At 62.5% G+C, this 15,891-nt stretch carries 18 protein-coding genes; 9 read left to right on the top strand and 9 right to left on the bottom strand.

What is annotated here, in order from left to right; all coding sequences use genetic code 11:
- Positions 1–70: 70 nt before the first annotated feature.
- Genes lspA through IB272_RS03780 form a run of 3 tightly spaced genes read right to left on the bottom strand, consistent with a single transcriptional unit; the run spans position 71 to position 2,570 of the window.
- The gene (gene lspA, locus IB272_RS03770) at positions 71–562 is read right to left on the bottom strand and encodes a signal peptidase II (protein WP_060519760.1); all 492 of its coding nucleotides are present in this window, start codon (positions 560–562) and stop codon (positions 71–73) included.
- Positions 559–1,419, bottom strand: a complete 861-nt coding sequence (locus tag IB272_RS03775; RefSeq protein ID WP_043615629.1) for an RNA methyltransferase — start codon at positions 1,417–1,419, stop codon at positions 559–561. The genes lspA and IB272_RS03775 overlap by 4 nt, the downstream gene beginning before the upstream one ends.
- On the bottom strand, positions 1,416–2,570 hold the full coding sequence (locus IB272_RS03780) for a class I SAM-dependent rRNA methyltransferase (protein WP_060580692.1): 1,155 nt from the start codon (positions 2,568–2,570) through the stop codon (positions 1,416–1,418). Before IB272_RS03780 ends, IB272_RS03775 begins: the two co-directional genes overlap by 4 nt.
- 308 nt (positions 2,571–2,878) lie before the next feature.
- Here IB272_RS03780 and IB272_RS03785 point away from each other — a divergent pair, with 308 nt between their 5' ends.
- A complete protein-coding gene (locus tag IB272_RS03785; RefSeq protein WP_060580658.1) occupies positions 2,879–3,337 on the top strand; it encodes a carbon monoxide dehydrogenase subunit G in 459 nt (152 codons plus the stop codon).
- A 60-nt stretch (positions 3,338–3,397) separates the two neighbouring features.
- Here the strand turns inward: IB272_RS03785 and IB272_RS03790 are convergent, their stop codons facing one another.
- From IB272_RS03790 to sppA, 3 genes are all read right to left on the bottom strand, one after another.
- Positions 3,398–3,742 carry a lipopolysaccharide assembly protein LapA domain-containing protein gene (locus IB272_RS03790; protein WP_034797442.1) on the bottom strand — a complete coding sequence of 115 codons (345 nt, stop codon included), beginning with the start codon at positions 3,740–3,742 and terminating at the stop codon, positions 3,398–3,400.
- 107 nt (positions 3,743–3,849) lie between these two features.
- On the bottom strand, positions 3,850–4,227 hold the full coding sequence (locus IB272_RS03795; RefSeq protein WP_226020731.1) for an integration host factor subunit beta: 378 nt from the start codon (positions 4,225–4,227) through the stop codon (positions 3,850–3,852).
- Positions 4,228–4,281: 54 nt separating this feature from the next.
- On the bottom strand, positions 4,282–5,241 hold the full coding sequence (sppA, locus tag IB272_RS03800; protein WP_034797445.1) for a signal peptide peptidase SppA: 960 nt from the start codon (positions 5,239–5,241) through the stop codon (positions 4,282–4,284).
- Between the two features lie 263 nt (positions 5,242–5,504).
- Here sppA and lptC point away from each other — a divergent pair, with 263 nt between their 5' ends.
- The 6 genes from lptC to ptsN all read left to right on the top strand — a co-directional run bounded on the left by lptC (position 5,505) and on the right by ptsN (position 10,698).
- Positions 5,505–6,173, top strand: coding sequence for an LPS export ABC transporter periplasmic protein LptC (gene lptC / locus IB272_RS03805; RefSeq protein WP_034797447.1), 669 nt, complete (start codon positions 5,505–5,507; stop codon positions 6,171–6,173).
- A gap of 15 nt (positions 6,174–6,188) precedes the next feature.
- Entirely contained in the window at positions 6,189–6,749 is a 561-nt protein-coding gene (locus tag IB272_RS03810) for an LptA/OstA family protein (RefSeq protein WP_034797449.1), read from the top strand.
- A 12-nt stretch (positions 6,750–6,761) separates the two neighbouring features.
- Entirely contained in the window at positions 6,762–7,580 is an 819-nt protein-coding gene (gene lptB / locus IB272_RS03815; protein ID WP_034797451.1) for an LPS export ABC transporter ATP-binding protein, read from the top strand.
- A gap of 146 nt (positions 7,581–7,726) precedes the next feature.
- On the top strand, positions 7,727–9,265 hold the full coding sequence (gene rpoN, locus IB272_RS03820; RefSeq protein WP_060580657.1) for an RNA polymerase factor sigma-54: 1,539 nt from the start codon (positions 7,727–7,729) through the stop codon (positions 9,263–9,265).
- Positions 9,266–9,488: 223 nt separating this feature from the next.
- Complete coding sequence (gene raiA, locus IB272_RS03825) at positions 9,489–10,061, top strand: ribosome-associated translation inhibitor RaiA (RefSeq protein ID WP_034797455.1); 573 nt, start codon at positions 9,489–9,491, stop codon at positions 10,059–10,061.
- 172 nt (positions 10,062–10,233) lie between these two features.
- The gene (ptsN, locus tag IB272_RS03830; protein ID WP_034797457.1) at positions 10,234–10,698 is read left to right on the top strand and encodes a PTS IIA-like nitrogen regulatory protein PtsN; all 465 of its coding nucleotides are present in this window, start codon (positions 10,234–10,236) and stop codon (positions 10,696–10,698) included.
- Positions 10,699–10,752: 54 nt separating this feature from the next.
- On the opposite strand, the gene IB272_RS03835 is transcribed toward ptsN, so the two are convergent.
- Entirely contained in the window at positions 10,753–11,565 is an 813-nt protein-coding gene (locus IB272_RS03835) for a helix-turn-helix transcriptional regulator (protein ID WP_060580656.1), read from the bottom strand.
- A gap of 150 nt (positions 11,566–11,715) precedes the next feature.
- On the opposite strand from IB272_RS03835, the gene IB272_RS03840 reads away from it, so the two are divergent.
- Entirely contained in the window at positions 11,716–12,483 is a 768-nt protein-coding gene (locus IB272_RS03840; protein ID WP_060519753.1) for an SDR family NAD(P)-dependent oxidoreductase, read from the top strand.
- Between the two features lie 11 nt (positions 12,484–12,494).
- The gene (locus IB272_RS03845; protein ID WP_192444216.1) at positions 12,495–13,730 is read left to right on the top strand and encodes a D-arabinono-1,4-lactone oxidase; all 1,236 of its coding nucleotides are present in this window, start codon (positions 12,495–12,497) and stop codon (positions 13,728–13,730) included.
- A 94-nt stretch (positions 13,731–13,824) separates the two neighbouring features.
- Here the strand turns inward: IB272_RS03845 and grpE are convergent, their stop codons facing one another.
- Both grpE and hrcA read right to left on the bottom strand, forming a co-directional pair.
- Positions 13,825–14,433: a nucleotide exchange factor GrpE gene (grpE, locus tag IB272_RS03850; RefSeq protein ID WP_034797465.1), complete on the bottom strand. Its 609-nt coding sequence runs from the start codon at positions 14,431–14,433 to the stop codon at positions 13,825–13,827.
- A gap of 262 nt (positions 14,434–14,695) precedes the next feature.
- A complete protein-coding gene (gene hrcA / locus IB272_RS03855; RefSeq protein WP_034797467.1) occupies positions 14,696–15,775 on the bottom strand; it encodes a heat-inducible transcriptional repressor HrcA in 1,080 nt (359 codons plus the stop codon).
- Positions 15,776–15,891: the final 116 nt, after the last annotated feature.

The raw sequence follows: 15,891 nt of genomic DNA on the forward strand, positions 1-15,891 counted from the left end.
TGACGGTTCGCTCATGCGTTCCGGCTAACACGACAGGCGTTCCGAATGGCTTCAAGGCTTCGATAAAATCTTAGCGATCCGCTTTTTTCGCGTGCAGTAGTTCGTCAAGAATGATCGCGCCGGCGCCGATGGTGATGAAGGTATCGGCCAGATTGAAGACGGCGAAAGACCACGTCTCCGTATAGAACAGGATGTAGTCGATGACGTAGCCGAAGAGCAGCCGGTCGACGAGGTTTCCGAGCGCGCCGGCGATGATCAGCGCATAGCCGAAATGGGCGAAGAACCGATCCTTCGGCGTGCGCTTCCACAGCCAGAGCACAAAGGCGCAGACGGTGAGCCGCATGCCGACGATGAACCAGCCCTCCATGCCTGACAGCATCGAGAAGGCGACGCCGTAGTTGTAGGTGCGGTAGAGCGCCAGCATCGGCACGACATGGACCGCCTGATTGAAGGGCAGGTAAAGCTCGACCAGATACTTGATCACTTGGTCGGCGATGAGCGCGAAGACGATGAAGACCGCGATCGGCAGCGGCCGCGAAAACAGCACCTGCTTCTCGCTCATGCGCGGGCATCCAGGGTCAGAAGGTGGCGACGCGCCTCGAACAGCATGATGCCGGTGGCAATCGCCAGATTGAGCGAGTCGGCGCGGCCGGCCTGCGGGATGCGGGCAAGCGCACCGGCTTCTCGAGCGAGTTCCTCCGGCAGACCCGACTGCTCGTTGCCCATCAGAAGCACGACCGGCTTGGTCTTGTAGTCAATGGTGCGATAGTCGACAGCGCCGGCGAGATGGGTCGCGACGACCTTCACGCCGGCGGATTTCTGCCAGCGGATGAAGTCCTCGACGCTGGCGCGCGCCACCGGCATGGCAAAGACCGAGCCCATGGTCGCACGCACGGTTTCGAGCGAAAACGGATCGGTGGTCTCGCCGACGAGAATGACGCCGGAAGCGCCGGCGGCATCGGCGGTGCGGATGACGGTGCCGAGGTTGCCGGGATCGCGGACGCGGTCGAGCGCCACATAGGTTTCGCCCAGTTGCGGCTTCAGGTCCTTCAGCGACTGGTAACGCTGCTCGAAGATGCCGACGACCATCTGCGGATTGTCGCGCCGGGTGATCGTCGACAGCACTTTCTCGCTGACCTCCAGCACCAGGCCGCCCTTGGCGAAGGTCTTTGCCGCCACCTGCTCCACGTGCGGCTTGCCCTTGGCCGCCTTGGCATAGATCAGCGTCTTGATCTTCCAGCCAAGGTCGAGCGCGTCGATCACCAGCTTCAGGCCCTCGGCCATGAAGGAGCGCGTCTCGTCGCGGTGCTTCTTCTGCGTCAGCGCGCGGATGTCCTTGATGATCGGGTTGGTGAGGCTCGTGACCTCCTTCACCTGACCGACACGACCGGTGCCGTGTTCGCTTCTGTCGTTCGTCATTGCGGTACCCAGCGGCTGAAGAGTGAGGTCGAAAGCGCCCTGCCCGGCTCGCGGCCGTCAAGCCCGCCCTCGCGGATGATGAGCTCGCCCGACTCCACCCGGCCGCCGTGGCCGCGCATCGTCTCGCGCATCAGTTCATGGATCGAGTAGAAGCTCGCCCGGATCGAATAGGCCGTCAGCACCAGGCCGCGTGCCTCCGGCGACAGGATCTCGCGGCAGATGTCGAGCATCGCCGCCAGATGGTCGAAAAGCTGCCAGACCTCGCCGTTCGGCCCGCGGCCGAACTTCGGCGGGTCGGTCAGGATGATGTCGTAGCGGCTGCCGCGGCGTTCCTCGCGTTGGATGAACTTCATCGCATCGTCGCAGATCCAGCGGATCGGCAGGTTTTCGGCCCGCGCCAGCTGCTGGTTTTCGCGCGCCCAGCCGATTGCCTTCTTGGAGGCGTCGACATGGGTGACCTCGGCTCCGGCCCTGGCGGCGATCAGCGAGGCGACGCCGGTGTAGCCGAAGAGGTTCAGTACCTTCAGCGGCCGCCCTGCCCTTTCCACCTGATCCTTCACCCAGCTCCAGTGCGCGAGCTGTTCCGGGAAGACACCGACATGGCGGAACGAGGTGAAGCGTCCGTGGAAATCGGTGCCGAGAAGCTGCATCGGCCAGGTCTCGCCGAGCACGGCGCCAGGAAAGCGCCAGCGCCCCATGCCGTCTTCGTCGGTGTCGCCGGTGAAGATCGCGTCGGCTTTTTCCCAGACGCTATCGGGCAGGCTGCGCGGCCAGAGCGCCTGCGCCTCGGGGCGCACGATGCGGTAGGGACCGTATTGCTCAAGTTTTTCGCCGGCGCCGCTATCGATCAGGTGATAGCCGGATGCGTCCGACGTTTCGAGAATGAGCGGTATGCGCTCGGCCGGCTTTTCGCCCGTTCGCCGCGCGATCACCCGCGCCGGCGTTTCCTGTGCAGGCGCATACTTTGCTGGCTTCTCGCGCGTCTCCGCCGTCTGTGCTGCCGCCGGTCGCGCCGGCCGTTCCTTGAAGCCGCCGCCCTTCGGCGGTGCCGGACGCTTCTGATCGTGGCGGCCACCGCCACGCGCTTCGGCACCGCGGCCCTTGGCCGTCGTCACGGAGGCATTCTTCGACCGCCGGTCCTTTTCCTTCACGCTGAAATCCCTGGGCTTTGTTAGTGCATGGGCCGCCTGCCTGCGCAGTATCCGGGACGGGCCGGCGGACGCCATGAGGTTTGTCGCCGCAGCCTGAAGCCGCGGCATCTCTTGAAGCTGCAAATAGCATCGCTGATGCTCTTGGCAAAGCCGTTTCCGTTTTGCGAAGATAACGCGCAAGAACCCGCTGCGAATTTTCTTGGGCTGGAACCGGCTTCGCGACAAAATTCCGCGGCAGGTCTAGTGTGTCGAAGCGACATTTGCGCGTCGATATCGGGCGCGCGGCGCCGCATGGGGGAGGAAAACGCATGGACATGACCGGCGAAGAGCGGATTGCGGCTGGGCGCGACGCGGTGTGGCGCGGCCTCAACGACCCGGAAATCCTCAAGCGATGCATTCCCGGGTGCCAGTCGCTGGAGATGACGTCGCCAACCGAGCTTGCGGCCGTGGTGAAGATCAAGATCGGCCCGGTCTCGGCCTCCTTCACCGGCAATGTCGTGCTCTCCAATCTCAATCCGCCGCAGAGCTATACGATCTCGGGCGAAGGAAAGGGCGGCATCGCCGGCTTTGCCAAGGGCGGCGCCGACGTCGCCTTAACAGCGGACGGGGACGAAACGGTGCTGCGTTACGACGTCAAGGCGGAGATCGGCGGCAAGCTCGCGCAACTCGGCTCGCGCCTGATCGACTCAACCGCCAAGAAACTGGCGCAGCAATTCTTCGCCGATTTTAGCGCCGCCGTCGGCGGTACGGCGGAAGCTGCGAGCTAAAGAGGCGACGCGGACCGAACGGGCGCCCGTCTCGGTCTTCGCAGGCTTGTGAACTTCTAATCAGTTCTGCGGCGCTGCGAGCGTCGCCTGGGTTGCGAGCTTTTCCGCCTGGCTGCGGTGTTTCTCCGCCTCGCGGTGCCACTTCACTGCTTCGTTCGCCTCGTTGCGCGCGCGCCGCCGGTACTTGCCCTGGCTGAACCAGGTCGCGGCGGCACCGAGGATGACGCCGACGATGACCGCAAGGAACAGGAAGACGAAGAACGGCGCGCTCACGGAAAGCACGCTGTCTTCCGGCCGGAAGGGGTTCAGCGCCAGCGTTACGCTCTGGCGGTTGGCCACGCTCAGCACAATCAGGATGATAGCGACCGGCACGAGAACAACGATGTTGATCAGTTTCTTGAACATTCAATCGCTCCATCTCGCCGACGCCCGTGCGCTTTGCCGGACGCTTGCCGGCAACGGGCCTCGTATAAAAGGGGTCGTTAGGGGTCTCTGGCGACCGCCAAGGATGATCAATCCTCGTCTTCGCCGTTCATGCCCGGGTTGAGCCGCTCGCGCAGTTCCTTGCCGGTCTTGAAAAACGGTACCCATTTTTCCTCGACAAAAACGGAATCGCCGGTGCGCGGGTTGCGCCCCGACCGCGACGGCCGGTTCTTGACCGAGAAGGCGCCGAAGCCACGCAGTTCGACCCGGTTGCCTGCAGCGAGCGCGTCGGTGATCTCATCGAGGACCGCGTTGACGATATTTTCGACGTCGCGGTGGTAGAGATGCGGATTGCGAGCCGCAACAATCTGCACCAGTTCTGACTTGATCACTGTCGCCCCCTCAAATTCTTGTTTGTTTTGCTTTTTCGGTCTGCATTGTGATTTCCGCAAGGCGGTGCGCGGCATTTGCAAAATCACCGACATCGCTCGACGGCTCAGGCTGGGTATATGTCGCCTTGCTCATTGGCCATCAACCTGCCAAACCGAAACAAGACCGTCAAGAAACAACTTGTCGCCTGCAATTTTTTCGAGCCCGCTCATTGCCGGAAAAGCGTCATATCCCAACATCTTGATCCAGTTGCCGACCAGCGCGCCGAGGCCAAAAGGCAGGGTCTTGCGGGGGGCTTCCCAATCGACGATCGGCAGGTCCTTCGACACCTTTTTCTCCGTGAGGAAGGCGCGAATTTCGTCCTCGCCGCCGAGCTTGTCGACGAGCTTGGCCTTTAGCGCCTGGCGGCCGGTGAAAATGCGTCCGTCGGCGAGCAGCAACGCATCCGGACGCGGCAACTTGCGGCGGTCGGCAACCAGGTCGACGAACCAGGCGTAGCTGTCGTCAATCATCGACTGGATCATGGCCTTCGCCTCGTCGCTCGCCGGATGGAAGGGCGAAGGTTCCGCCTTCAGCGGCCGCGACTTGATCGATTCCAGGGAGACGCCGAGCTTGTCCATCAACTCCTTGACCTGCGGATACTGGAAGATGACGCCGATGGAGCCGGTGATCGAACTCTCACCGGCAACGATCGTATCGCCGCCGAGCGCGATCATGTAGCCCGCCGAGGCGGCAAGCGTGCGCACGTCGGAAACGACCGGCTTCTTGGCCGCCACCTTGCGGATCGCCTTATAGATAACCTCGCCGCCATAGGTGGTGCCGCCCGGCGATGAAATGGTCACGACCAGCGCCTTGACGCTATCGTTGTCGGCAATCTTCTGCAGGCGCTCGAGCAGTTCGCGGTCATCCTGGATCAGGCCGGTGATGGCAACGCGCGCCACATGCTGCCTGTTGTGGCCGACGTCGTCGGCAGCCCCGGACCAGGCAAAGATCGCGAGCGCGACGAGGAGAAGCAGGCCCGCGACCACAAAGCGCCAGAAGCTCAACTTCCGGCGCAGGCTGCGGCGATCGGCGATGGCGAGTTCGTCCATGTGGGTTTCTCCCGATTTGTTGGCGCTGCTTCTGTCAGTTTCCGCGGGAACGTGCTATCTGCGCGCGAAGAGGCATATTCCATAGACGCGCTTGACCACGGTTGAAAGCCGCGGCTGGCGTTTTTGCGCTTCACCCGAGTTTTTTTGCGGCGCCATTGTGCGTCAGCAAAAAATATCCATATTTGCGACGACTTACACCAATGTATGTAAATGACCCCCACGTTGGGTCAGCGACAAAAGCAGTAGAACCGACAGGCCCTTCCATGTTGAACCACGCGCCAGCCCCGGGCATCTTTGCCGATACGGGTGCGAGCTCCGCCGACGCCTATGCGCTCGCCGCACGGCATTCCGCGCGCGTGCGCCGCCTGAAGATCATCCTGCCGATCATCGCCGGCGTCATCGCCGTCATTTTTGCCGCCGTGTCCTTCGTGCGCGCTTTCATGCCCGTCGACCTGCAGATCGAGACCGCGACGATCGAGGACGGCAAGATCGTCATGAAGAATCCGGCGATCTCCGGTCGCAACAAGCAGGGCATCAGCTACTCGATGAAGGCCCAGCGGGCGCTTCAGGATATCGCCAACCCCGACATCATTACGCTGCAGACGATCCACGCAGAAATGCCGATGAAGGATTCGATGATAGCGACCGTCGACGCCACCAACGGCATCTATGATCGCGGCGCCAATACGCTCGACATGAACGCCCCGTTCACCATTTCCGTCAATAATGGCATCAACGCCGACTTCCAGTCGGCCTATCTGGACATCAATGCCGGCGAGATGGAAACGAAGCAGCCCGTTGCGATCAGCATGAAGGGTGGTTCGATCATTGCGCAGACGCTGCGAATGACGGATAAGGGACGTATTGTAATTTTCGAGGGTATGGTGAGGGTGAACGTCGAGCCCGCCGCCATCCGCAAAAACGCGAAATAGGACCCGGTGCACTCCATGTCGGTCACAACCGCATCATTTTTCAAGATTTCCGCCAGTCTGGCCATTGCCGGAGCGGGCGCTTTGATTATTGCCTCCGGCGCTTTTGCGCAGGCCACGTCGAGCAAGATGAAGGGCCTTGAGCTGTCCAACGACAAGCCGATCCAGATCGAGAGCGACAAGCTCGAAATCAAGGACCCGGAAAGCAAGGCGATTTTTACCGGCAACGTCAAGGTCGTGCAGGGCACGACGACGCTGCAGGCCGGCAATATGGTCGTCTTCTACAAGTCCGGCGGCGGCTCGGTTTCGAGCGGCGACGCCGACATCGACCGTATTGAGGTCAGCGAAAAGGTGTTCCTGAGCTCCGGCACGCAGCAGGCGACGGCCGATACCGGCTCGTTCGACATGACCAAGCAGGTCTTCGTTCTCAAGGGCGACAAGGTCGTTCTCTCCGAAGGCAAGAACGTCTTCGTCGGCTGCCAGCTTAACGTCCAGATGGAAACCGGTGAGGCCCAGCTCGAAGCCTGCGGCGGCCGCGTGCAGATCCAGCTCGACCCGAAGTCCCGCAAGACGAACTGACGTAGACCGCTCGTGCAACTTCCCTTCCTCCACAAGCGCAAACGGGTCCGCAAGCCGTCGGCGACCACTGCGGTCGCTTCCGGCCATGCGGTCGACAAGGCGCGCTATGACGGCACCCTGATTGCCCGCGGACTGACCAAGGCCTATCGCGAGCGTCGGGTCGTCAACGGCGTGTCGCTGGTGGTGCGGCGCGGCGAGGCCGTGGGCCTGCTCGGGCCGAACGGCGCCGGCAAGACCACCTGCTTCTACATGATCACCGGCCTCGTCCCCGTCGACGAGGGCTCGATCGAGATCAACGGCAATGACGTGACAACCATGCCGATGTACCGGCGTGCACGCCTCGGCGTCGGCTACCTGCCGCAGGAAGCGTCAATCTTCCGCGGGCTGACGGTCGAGGAGAACATCCGCGCCGTGCTCGAGGTTCACGACAAGAACCTGGAGCGGCGCGAAAGCAAGCTCAACGACCTGCTCGGCGAGTTCAACATCACGCATCTGCGCAAGTCGCCGGCGATCGCGCTTTCCGGTGGCGAACGCCGCCGTCTGGAAATCGCCCGTGCGCTTGCGACCGACCCGACCTTCATGCTGCTCGACGAGCCCTTTGCCGGCGTCGACCCGATCTCGGTCGCCGACATCCAGGCGCTTGTCCGGCACCTGACCTCGCGCGGCATCGGCGTGCTGATCACCGACCACAATGTCCGCGAGACGCTCGGCCTCATCGATCGCGCCTACATTATCCATGCTGGCGAAGTGCTGACGCATGGTCGCGCCAACGACATTGTCACCAATCCTGACGTGCGTCGGCTCTATCTCGGCGACAATTTCAGCCTCTGAAACCGCCTCGCGGGCGATTCCGCCCGCGAACGCGCTTGACCAAACCTTTTCGATAAGCAATTTTTGGGCCAATTAAGAAAAGGGCCCGACCGGCGACCGGAGAAGCACCGCGGCCCCTGGAGATTTCTCGGGAGTTTCGCGTCAGCATGGCCCTGTCCGCCAGCCTTCATCTGCGCCAGTCCCAGTCCCTGGTGATGACGCCACAGCTCATGCAGTCGATCCAGCTGCTGCAGATGACGCATCTTGAGCTCAACCAGTTCATCGCCCAGGAAGTCGAAAAGAACCCGCTGCTCGAATTTCAGGCAAATGACGATCAGGTCGCCCCGGAGCAGGGCGAGATGGCCGGCGGAGACGAGAGAGGCGGAAGCGACGACGGCGGCGGCCAGGCGGATCTCTATGACAGCGCCACATCGCAAAGCGGCGAGCGGCTCGACGACCAGCTCGATGCCAATTTCGCCAATGTCTTCCAGGACGACACCACGCCGCAACGCGCCGATGCGCCGGAACTGCTTGGCCAGTGGAAATCGATGCCCGGCAGCGGCGAGGGCGAAGATTACGACCTCGACGATTTCGTCGCCGGCCGCAAGAGCCTGCGCGAAACGCTCCTGGAGCAATTGCCCTTCGCGCTGCCGGCTCCTTCCGATCGACTGATCGCGCAGCATCTCATCGACCAACTCGACGACGCCGGCTACCTGCAGGCGGACCTCGGCGAGGTTGGCGAACGGCTGGGTGCCGCCCATGCCGATGTCCTCAGGGTGCTGCTGACGCTGCAGCAGTTCGATCCGCCCGGTGTATTTGCCCGCTCGCTCGGCGAGTGTCTCGCCATCCAGCTGCGCGCCCGCGACCGGCTCGATCCGGCAATGGAGGCGCTGCTTGCCAATCTCGAACTCCTGGCGCGGCGTGATTTCGCGACGCTGAAGAAGATCTGCGGCGTCGACGAGGAAGACCTGATCGACATGCTGGCGGAAATCCGCAAGCTCGACCCGAAGCCCGGCACCAGCTTCGAGACCAGCGTCAGCGAGGCGATCGTGCCCGATATCGTCGTGCGGGCAGCGCCCGACGGCTCATGGATGGTCGAACTCAATCCGGATGCGCTGCCGCGCGTTCTGGTCAATCAGGACTACTTCGCTTCGGTGTCACGCGGCACGCAGAAAAACAGCGCCGACCAGGCCTTCCTCAACGAATGCCTGCAAAATGCCAACTGGCTGACGCGCAGCCTCGACCAGCGCGCCCGCACGATCATGAAGGTCGCCACCGAGATCGTGCGCCAGCAGGACGCATTCCTCGTCAACGGCATCGGGCACCTCAGGCCGCTGAACCTCAAGACCGTCGCCGACGCCATCAAGATGCATGAATCGACCGTCAGCCGCGTCACCTCGAACAAGTACATGCTGACGCCGCGCGGGCTGTTTGAGCTCAAGTATTTCTTCACCGTCTCGATCGGCTCGGCCGAGGGTGGCGACAGCCATTCGGCGGAATCCGTGCGCCACAAGATCCGCACGCTGATCCACGAGGAGAGCACCGAGGCGGTGCTTTCTGACGACGACATCGTCGACGTCCTCAAGAAGGCCGGCATCGATATCGCGCGGCGCACGGTCGCCAAATACCGGGAAGCGATGAACATCCCCTCCTCCGTGCAGCGCCGGCGGGAGAAGCGCGCGCTCGCCAAGGCCGCCGGTTTCTGAGCACCGGAAGTTAAGGCGCATTAACTTTTTTGCGACCTTCGATTGACTCTCTCCGACACAGACGATATGAGCCCGCCGCAATTGCCGGGGACTGCTCACCCCGGAGGCCTCCGGTGCGACCGGTGGCTGCGACAGAGGCGCGCTCGCAAGTCTGAAAGGCTTGGATGACGGGACCGCTTGGAATAGACTGGCTGCGCAAATCACGAACGAGAGAGGAAACTCCATGAGTGTGCGTGTATCCGGTAAACAGATGGAAATCGGCGATTCGTTCCGCGCCCGCATTGGCGAGCAGATCGAGCAGGCCGTTACCAAATATTTCGACGGAGGATATTCAAGCCAGGTCACTGTGGAAAAATCCGGGCCGCGCTTCAGCGCCGACTGCAAGCTTCATCTCGATACGGGCGTGGTAATGCAGGCGAACGGCCAGGCGAACGATCCACAGGCTGCGTTTGACGCGGCGTCGGATCGCATCGAAAAGCGTCTGCGTCGCTACAAGCGCAAGCTGAAGGATCACCACAACGGCAACGGACAGAACGCTGCCGAGGTGGCTTACACAGTGATGGATTCGGTGCCGTTCGAGGACGACGAAGTTCCCGAGGATTATGCGCCGACCATCGTGGCTGAGAGCTCGAAACAATTAAGGACGATGTCTGTCGCAAGCGCCGTGATGGCGCTCGACATGACGGACGAACCCGTCCTGATGTTCCGCACTCCCGGCAAGGCCGAACTGAATATCGTCTACAGGCGCAACGATGGAAATATTGGCTGGATCGATGCTGCCAATATCAAAGCATGAGCGAAAAAAGAGGGATGCCGGCGTGCCGGCGTCCCTCTCCCGCAACTCAGCGGCCAGGCCGGAAATGTGACTTTTCTGTGCATGGGATCCGCCATGACAAAGATGGTTAGAGCCATTGCGACGCATTTGTGATGATGTTGTCCGGCTCTAACCGGCGAACGAGGACAAAAGAATGGCATTGGCAGGTCTACTGCATCAAAATGCGATCATCCCGGCCATGAGGGCCAACTCGAAAAAACAGCTCCTTCAGGAATTGGCGGCAAAAGCTTCTAAGATCACCGGGGTTCCCGAGCGTGAAATCTTCGACGTGATCCTGCAGCGCGAGCGCCTTGGTTCCACCGGCGTCGGCAACGGCATCGCCATTCCGCACGGCAAGCTCAACAATCTCCCCTCGATCATCGGCATTTTCGCGCGTCTCGACACGCCCGTCGATTTCGAGGCGCTCGACGACCAGCCGGTCGATCTCGTATTCCTGCTGCTCGCTCCGGAAGGCGCCGGCGCGGACCACCTCAAAGCCCTGTCGCGCATCGCCCGCGTGCTTCGCGACCAGGACATGGTCGCCAAGATCCGCTCGAGCGATTCCGCCAGCGCGATCTACACGCTGCTCGACGACGACGCGACCTCGCACGCGGCCTGAGCTTGAACAACGGGGCGCATCCTGCAGGATGCGCACAGTCGCCCGAAGCCTGCATCAGTAGAGCTGACGCCCGTTCAAATGATCAATGAAAATCCGGAACAGGGCACCCTGGCTCGAAATGCCGAGCCGGCGATAGATGTTCTTGCGGTGGATGCGAACCGTGCCCTCGGCGATGTTTATCACCTTGCCGATCGACAGGTTGCTGTGGCCCCTAAGGATGAGGCGCACGATGTTGCGCTGCTGCTTGGTCAGCCGATCTGAACACAGGCTTTCGAACGCCGCCTCCATCGCATCGTCGCCCTCCTCGGAGGGCGACGGCGCAATCGCCTGGCCCTGCTGGCGCCAGTTCGACCTGATGGCCTCGCGCACGATCGGCTCGTAGACGCGCAGCCTGGCCAGCTCCGTCTCGCTGAAAGGCTCGCCGCCGCGGCCGCGCATCAACGAGTAGGTCGCCTGCAGGCCGCCATCGAGCGGGATGACGAAGCCCACCTCCTCGACGAGAACGCCGGATTCCATCGACACGCAGGGATGCACTTCCGCCGACGACGAGAAGTCGGACAGGAAGAACTGGTCCGGCGCTAGCTCGCGCATTCGCCAGAGCCCTGCCGGCTGGCCGGCACAACAGGCGACGTAAAAGGGATCGAGCAGGTAGGCGCCGCCGAGATAGGCGGAAAGCGCACTTGCCGACACCTTGGCCGTATAGCCGTCATGCAGGACGATCGGCCTTGCATCGTAAGGATAGGCAAACGCGACCGAGAGATCGAAGCCGGTGACCGATCGGAGCATCCGATCGAGCGCTCGGCCGAAATCCTCCGTGCCGATCAGGCCAATCATCGCCGAGATATCGGCGGACTCGCTTGCGAGCATTCCCTTGTCATCCCCCAACCCTACGTATCCTCCATGGGATATCGACAGCCCCTCACTCGTCAACAATAATTCCAGGGGAGTGAGAAACCGGATCCGTCGCGGGTCGTCATCGGCGACCGCTGCGAAGGATGCGCCAAGGGGAGGATTAAGATGGCAGGCAGGCTTTCAGGCAAGGTGGCGCTGATCAGCGGTGGCGCGGGAGGCTGCGGTCTTGCCGCATCCGAACTGTTCGCGCGCGAAGGCGCCAAGGTCGGCATCGTCGATCTGCCGCGCAGCAAAGGCGAAGAGGTGGCCGCCTCGATCCGCGCCAACGGCGGCGAGGCGATTTTTGCCCCGGCCGACGTCTCGGTGTCGGCCGAGGTGACGTCCGCCGTCAAGGCGGTTGAAGCGGCCTTCGGCGCCATCACCGTGCTCTTCAACCACGCCGGCATCCTCGCCGTCGGTCCCTTCCTCGAAACGGAGGAGGACGAGTGGGACCGGCTGATGGCGGTCAATGTGCGCAGCATGTTCCTGATGACCAAAGCGGTACTGCCAGGCATGCTTGCGGCCGGCGGCGGCAGCATTGTCTGCACCTCGTCGATTTCGGCCGTGGCCGCAACGCCGATGGAGGTGCTCTATGACACCACCAAGGGCGCCTGCCACATGTTCGCCCGCGCCATCGCCGTGGAATTCCGCGACCGCGGAATCCGCTGCAACGCCGTCTGCCCGGGCTTCATCGCCACCGACCACGGCAAGCGCGAGCTCGTCGGGCTCAGCAAATACGGCGTCGACGTTTCGGAAGCGGCGATCGCCGCGCAACAGGGCCGCATGTGCGATCCGAAGGAAGTGGCGAACGCGGCATTGTTTCTGGCGAGTGACGAGGCGAGCTTCATCAACGGCACGCATCTGTTCGTCGACAATTGCTTCACCGCGGTTTGAGGGAGGGGAAAATGCTTCAGGCAGGTGGCCACTGGCGCAACTGGGTCGGAAACCAATCATGCATCGTGCGCCATCGCGGCGCGCCGGAGAGTGAGGCGGCACTTGCCGAAATGGTGCGCGATGCAACCGCGCAAGGGCTGAACGTTCGCTGCGCCGGTTCCGGACATTCCTTCACGCCAGTGGCGCTTACCAGCGGGCTACAGCTGACACTCTCGAGCATGCAGGGCGTCGTCAACATCGACAGCACCCGCAAGCGCGTGGCGGTCAAGGCCGGCACCACCATCAACCAGCTCGGCAAGGTGCTGAAGGAGAACGGCCTGTCGCTGATCAACCAGGGCGATATCGACAGCCAGTCGCTAGCCGGCGCGCTGACGACCGGCACACATGGCACCGGCGCCAGGCTCGGCAACATGGCCTCGCAGATCGTCGGCATGCGGCTGGTGCAGCCCGACGGCAGCATCCTCGTGGTCGACGAGACCACGCCGGATCTGCTGGAGGCGGCGCGCGTCTCGGTCGGCATGCTCGGCGTGATCTCGGAGATCACATTACAGGCGATGGAAAGCTACAATCTCCATGAAAAGCTCTGGCGCTGCACCTTCGACGAAATGATCGAACAGCACGACGATCTTGCCGCCAAGCACCGCCATTTCGGTTTCTTCTGGTGCCCGGTTCCGGAGAGCCGCCACTGCTACTGCCTGCCGGACACGGCCTCGGTGTCGACCACGGACAGGACCTCCGACGTCTGCGAGATGAAGGTGATCGACATCACCGCGGAAGCGCCGATGGAGCGCGGGTTCGAGAAGATCGCCTATTCCTCGGAGATCTACCCGATCGAATACGTGCCGAACTTCCACGAGCTCGAATATGCGGTGCCTGTCGCCCACGGCAAGGAAGCGGTAAAGGCGGTGCGTAAGCTGATGCTGGAAAAGCACCCGACCTGCATCTACCCGATCGAGTATCGCTTCACCGCCGGCGATACGGGCTGGATCAGCCCCTTCTTCGAGCAGGATTCGATCACGCTTTCGGTCTCGGGCGAACCGGGCACCGACTATTGGGAATATCTGAAGGACGTGGACACGATCCTCAGGCAGTACGGTTCGCGGCCGCACTGGGGCAAGCTGCATTTCCTCGGCGCCGAGGATGTGACGGCGCTCTACCCCCGAGCGGGCGATTTCCGGGCACTGAGGGCAAAGGTCGATCCCGAGGGACGTTTCCTCAACGATCACCTGCAGCAACTGTTCGGATAGCGCCGGCGAACGAACGCACACCGCTACGCTCAGCCCAAACAAGAACGCCGCGCGAAGTTCGCGCGGCGTTCTTGTTGAATTCTGATCGGCAGGATCAGGCGGTCGGCGCGTCGCCGTTTTCGCCAGCGACGACCTTGGGGCCGCCCTTGGAAACGCCGACCATGGCCGGGCGCAGGACGCGGTCGCCGATGGTGTAGCCGGCCTGGACGACCTGCAGCACCGTGTTGTTCGGCACATCCGCATTCGGGATTTCGAACATCGCCTGGTGGAAGTTCGGGTCGAACTTCTGGCCTTCCGGCTCCAGCTTCTTGACGCCGTGGCGCTCAAGCGCCGAGAGCATCGAGCGCTCGGTCATCTCCACGCCTTCGATCAGCGTGTTGAGACCGGCCTCACCGGCTTCCTTGGCTTCCGCCGGAATGGCATCGAGCGCGCGGCGCAGGTTGTCGGATACCGCCAGCATGTCGCGGGCAAAGCCAGCAACGGAATAGGACTTGGCATCCTTGACGTCGCGTTCGGTGCGACGGCGCAGGTTGTCCATTTCGGCGGCAAGCCGAAGGTACTTGTCGCGCAGCTCGGCGCTTTCGGCCCGGGCGAGTTCCAACGGATCGGGCTCGGCAACGGCTGCTGCCTCGGCAGCGTCCGGTGCGGCGTCGAATACCTCGTCGGTGGCCTCGGGTCCGTGCTTGTTCGTATCGTCGGTCATGACGTTCTCCGCAGTGTCGTCTCTATTGTCCTTCGCATTTCCACGCCGCAAGCGCGAGCCTGCGTTTCAGCAAAAATGCTTAGGGACTGGATTTGAAGCCGATATCGAGGTTTGGGGCCGAAAAATCAAGGGTTCAATCGCGCTCCTACAGCGCCGCGCGTCTTATCAGACGCGCAAAGGTCGCTGTAGCACTTTGATTTGCTGCATGTCCTTGTCCTTCATCGAGATCGATCAATGAGACATGCAGCAACGAAAAGCGCCCTTAGCGCGAAAGCCGCGACATCAGCTGCGCGGTATAATCGACCATCGGAACGATGCGCGAGTAGTTGAGCCGCGTCGGCCCGATGACGCCGACGGCGCCGACGATGCGGTCCTCGCCATCGCGATAGGGCGCGACGATCAACGACGAGCCGGAAAGCGAAAACAGCTTGTTTTCCGAGCCTATGAATATCCGCACACCAGGGCCGCTTTCGGCGAGATCGAGCAGCTCGATCATGCTGTCCTTCTTTTCGAGATCGTCGAACAGCATTCTGAGCCGGTCGATGTCCTCGGCACCCTCGAGGCCTTCGAGCAGGTTGGCGCGGCCGCGCACGATCAGGCGCGCCGGCTTCTCGTCGCCCTCGTTGCCCGACCAGATGGCGAGACCGCGCTCGACAAGATCCTGCGACAGCGCGTCGAGCTCGCCGCGCACCGTCAATTTCACCTTTTCGAGCTGCGCCCGCACCTCGGCGATCGTCTGTCCGGCGAGATGGGCGTTGAGGAAGTTCGCCGCTTCCGTGAGCTGCGAACTGGTGACGCCGGCCGGGAGCTCGATGATGCGGTTTTCCACCTGGTCATGTTCGCCGACGAGCACGGCCAACGCCTTGGTCGGCGCCAGGCGGATGAACTCGACATGCTTCAGCACCGGATCGGCCTTGGCGGTGATGACGAGACCCGCGCCGCGCGACATGCCCGACAGCATCTGGCTCGCTTCGGTCAAAAGCGTATCGACCGGCTGGGTATGGTCGTCGCGCCGGACATGGCGGTCGATCGAGGCGCGATCTTCGGGCGATAGATTTCCGACTTGCATGAAGGCGTCGACGAAGAAGCGCAGGCCCGTCTGGGTCGGCAGGCGACCGGCGCTGACATGCGGCGAATAGATGAGGCCGAGATCTTCGAGATCGCTCATCACGTTGCGCACGGAGGCAGGCGACAGCGCCATTGGCAAAAGCCGCGACAGGTTGCGCGAGCCAAGCGGCTCGCCGCTCGTCAGATAGGTCTCCACGATGCGACGGAAGATTTCGCCCGAGCGCTCGTCGAGCGCCGCGGCGATTTCCTTTGCTCCGGGATTGCGCAGTACCATGTCACTCCACATATGCAGGCACATCCTGCCGTGGCCGGAATATAGTGTCCCTGCGGTCCGTTGGCAAAAGGGAAAAAACGGTCGAATGTCCGGCTTTCCACCGGATCCCTTTACCT

Source organism: Ensifer sp. ENS08 (assembly GCF_014852195.1).
Lineage (GTDB): Bacteria > Pseudomonadota > Alphaproteobacteria > Rhizobiales > Rhizobiaceae > Ensifer > Ensifer adhaerens.

What these genes read in the sequence shown, in the direction of transcription:
- hrcA (WP_034797467.1), bottom strand. Translation starts at nt 15,775, where the DNA reads ATGGTACTGCGCAATCCCGGAGCAAAGGAAATCGCCGCGGCGCTCGAC.
- ptsN (WP_034797457.1), top strand. Translation starts at nt 10,234, where the DNA reads ATGGCATTGGCAGGTCTACTGCATCAAAATGCGATCATCCCGGCCATG.
- IB272_RS03810 (WP_034797449.1), top strand. Translation starts at nt 6,189, where the DNA reads ATGTCGGTCACAACCGCATCATTTTTCAAGATTTCCGCCAGTCTGGCC.
- IB272_RS03845 (WP_192444216.1), top strand. Translation starts at nt 12,495, where the DNA reads ATGCTTCAGGCAGGTGGCCACTGGCGCAACTGGGTCGGAAACCAATCA.
- IB272_RS03785 (WP_060580658.1), top strand. Translation starts at nt 2,879, where the DNA reads ATGGACATGACCGGCGAAGAGCGGATTGCGGCTGGGCGCGACGCGGTG.
- lptC (WP_034797447.1), top strand. Translation starts at nt 5,505, where the DNA reads ATGTTGAACCACGCGCCAGCCCCGGGCATCTTTGCCGATACGGGTGCG.
- IB272_RS03790 (WP_034797442.1), bottom strand. Translation starts at nt 3,742, where the DNA reads ATGTTCAAGAAACTGATCAACATCGTTGTTCTCGTGCCGGTCGCTATC.
- IB272_RS03795 (WP_226020731.1), bottom strand. Translation starts at nt 4,227, where the DNA reads ATGCCGCGCACCGCCTTGCGGAAATCACAATGCAGACCGAAAAAGCAA.
- lspA (WP_060519760.1), bottom strand. Translation starts at nt 562, where the DNA reads ATGAGCGAGAAGCAGGTGCTGTTTTCGCGGCCGCTGCCGATCGCGGTC.
- raiA (WP_034797455.1), top strand. Translation starts at nt 9,489, where the DNA reads ATGAGTGTGCGTGTATCCGGTAAACAGATGGAAATCGGCGATTCGTTC.
- IB272_RS03775 (WP_043615629.1), bottom strand. Translation starts at nt 1,419, where the DNA reads ATGACGAACGACAGAAGCGAACACGGCACCGGTCGTGTCGGTCAGGTG.
- IB272_RS03835 (WP_060580656.1), bottom strand. Translation starts at nt 11,565, where the DNA reads ATGCTCGCAAGCGAGTCCGCCGATATCTCGGCGATGATTGGCCTGATC.
- rpoN (WP_060580657.1), top strand. Translation starts at nt 7,727, where the DNA reads ATGGCCCTGTCCGCCAGCCTTCATCTGCGCCAGTCCCAGTCCCTGGTG.
- sppA (WP_034797445.1), bottom strand. Translation starts at nt 5,241, where the DNA reads ATGGACGAACTCGCCATCGCCGATCGCCGCAGCCTGCGCCGGAAGTTG.
- IB272_RS03840 (WP_060519753.1), top strand. Translation starts at nt 11,716, where the DNA reads ATGGCAGGCAGGCTTTCAGGCAAGGTGGCGCTGATCAGCGGTGGCGCG.
- grpE (WP_034797465.1), bottom strand. Translation starts at nt 14,433, where the DNA reads ATGACCGACGATACGAACAAGCACGGACCCGAGGCCACCGACGAGGTA.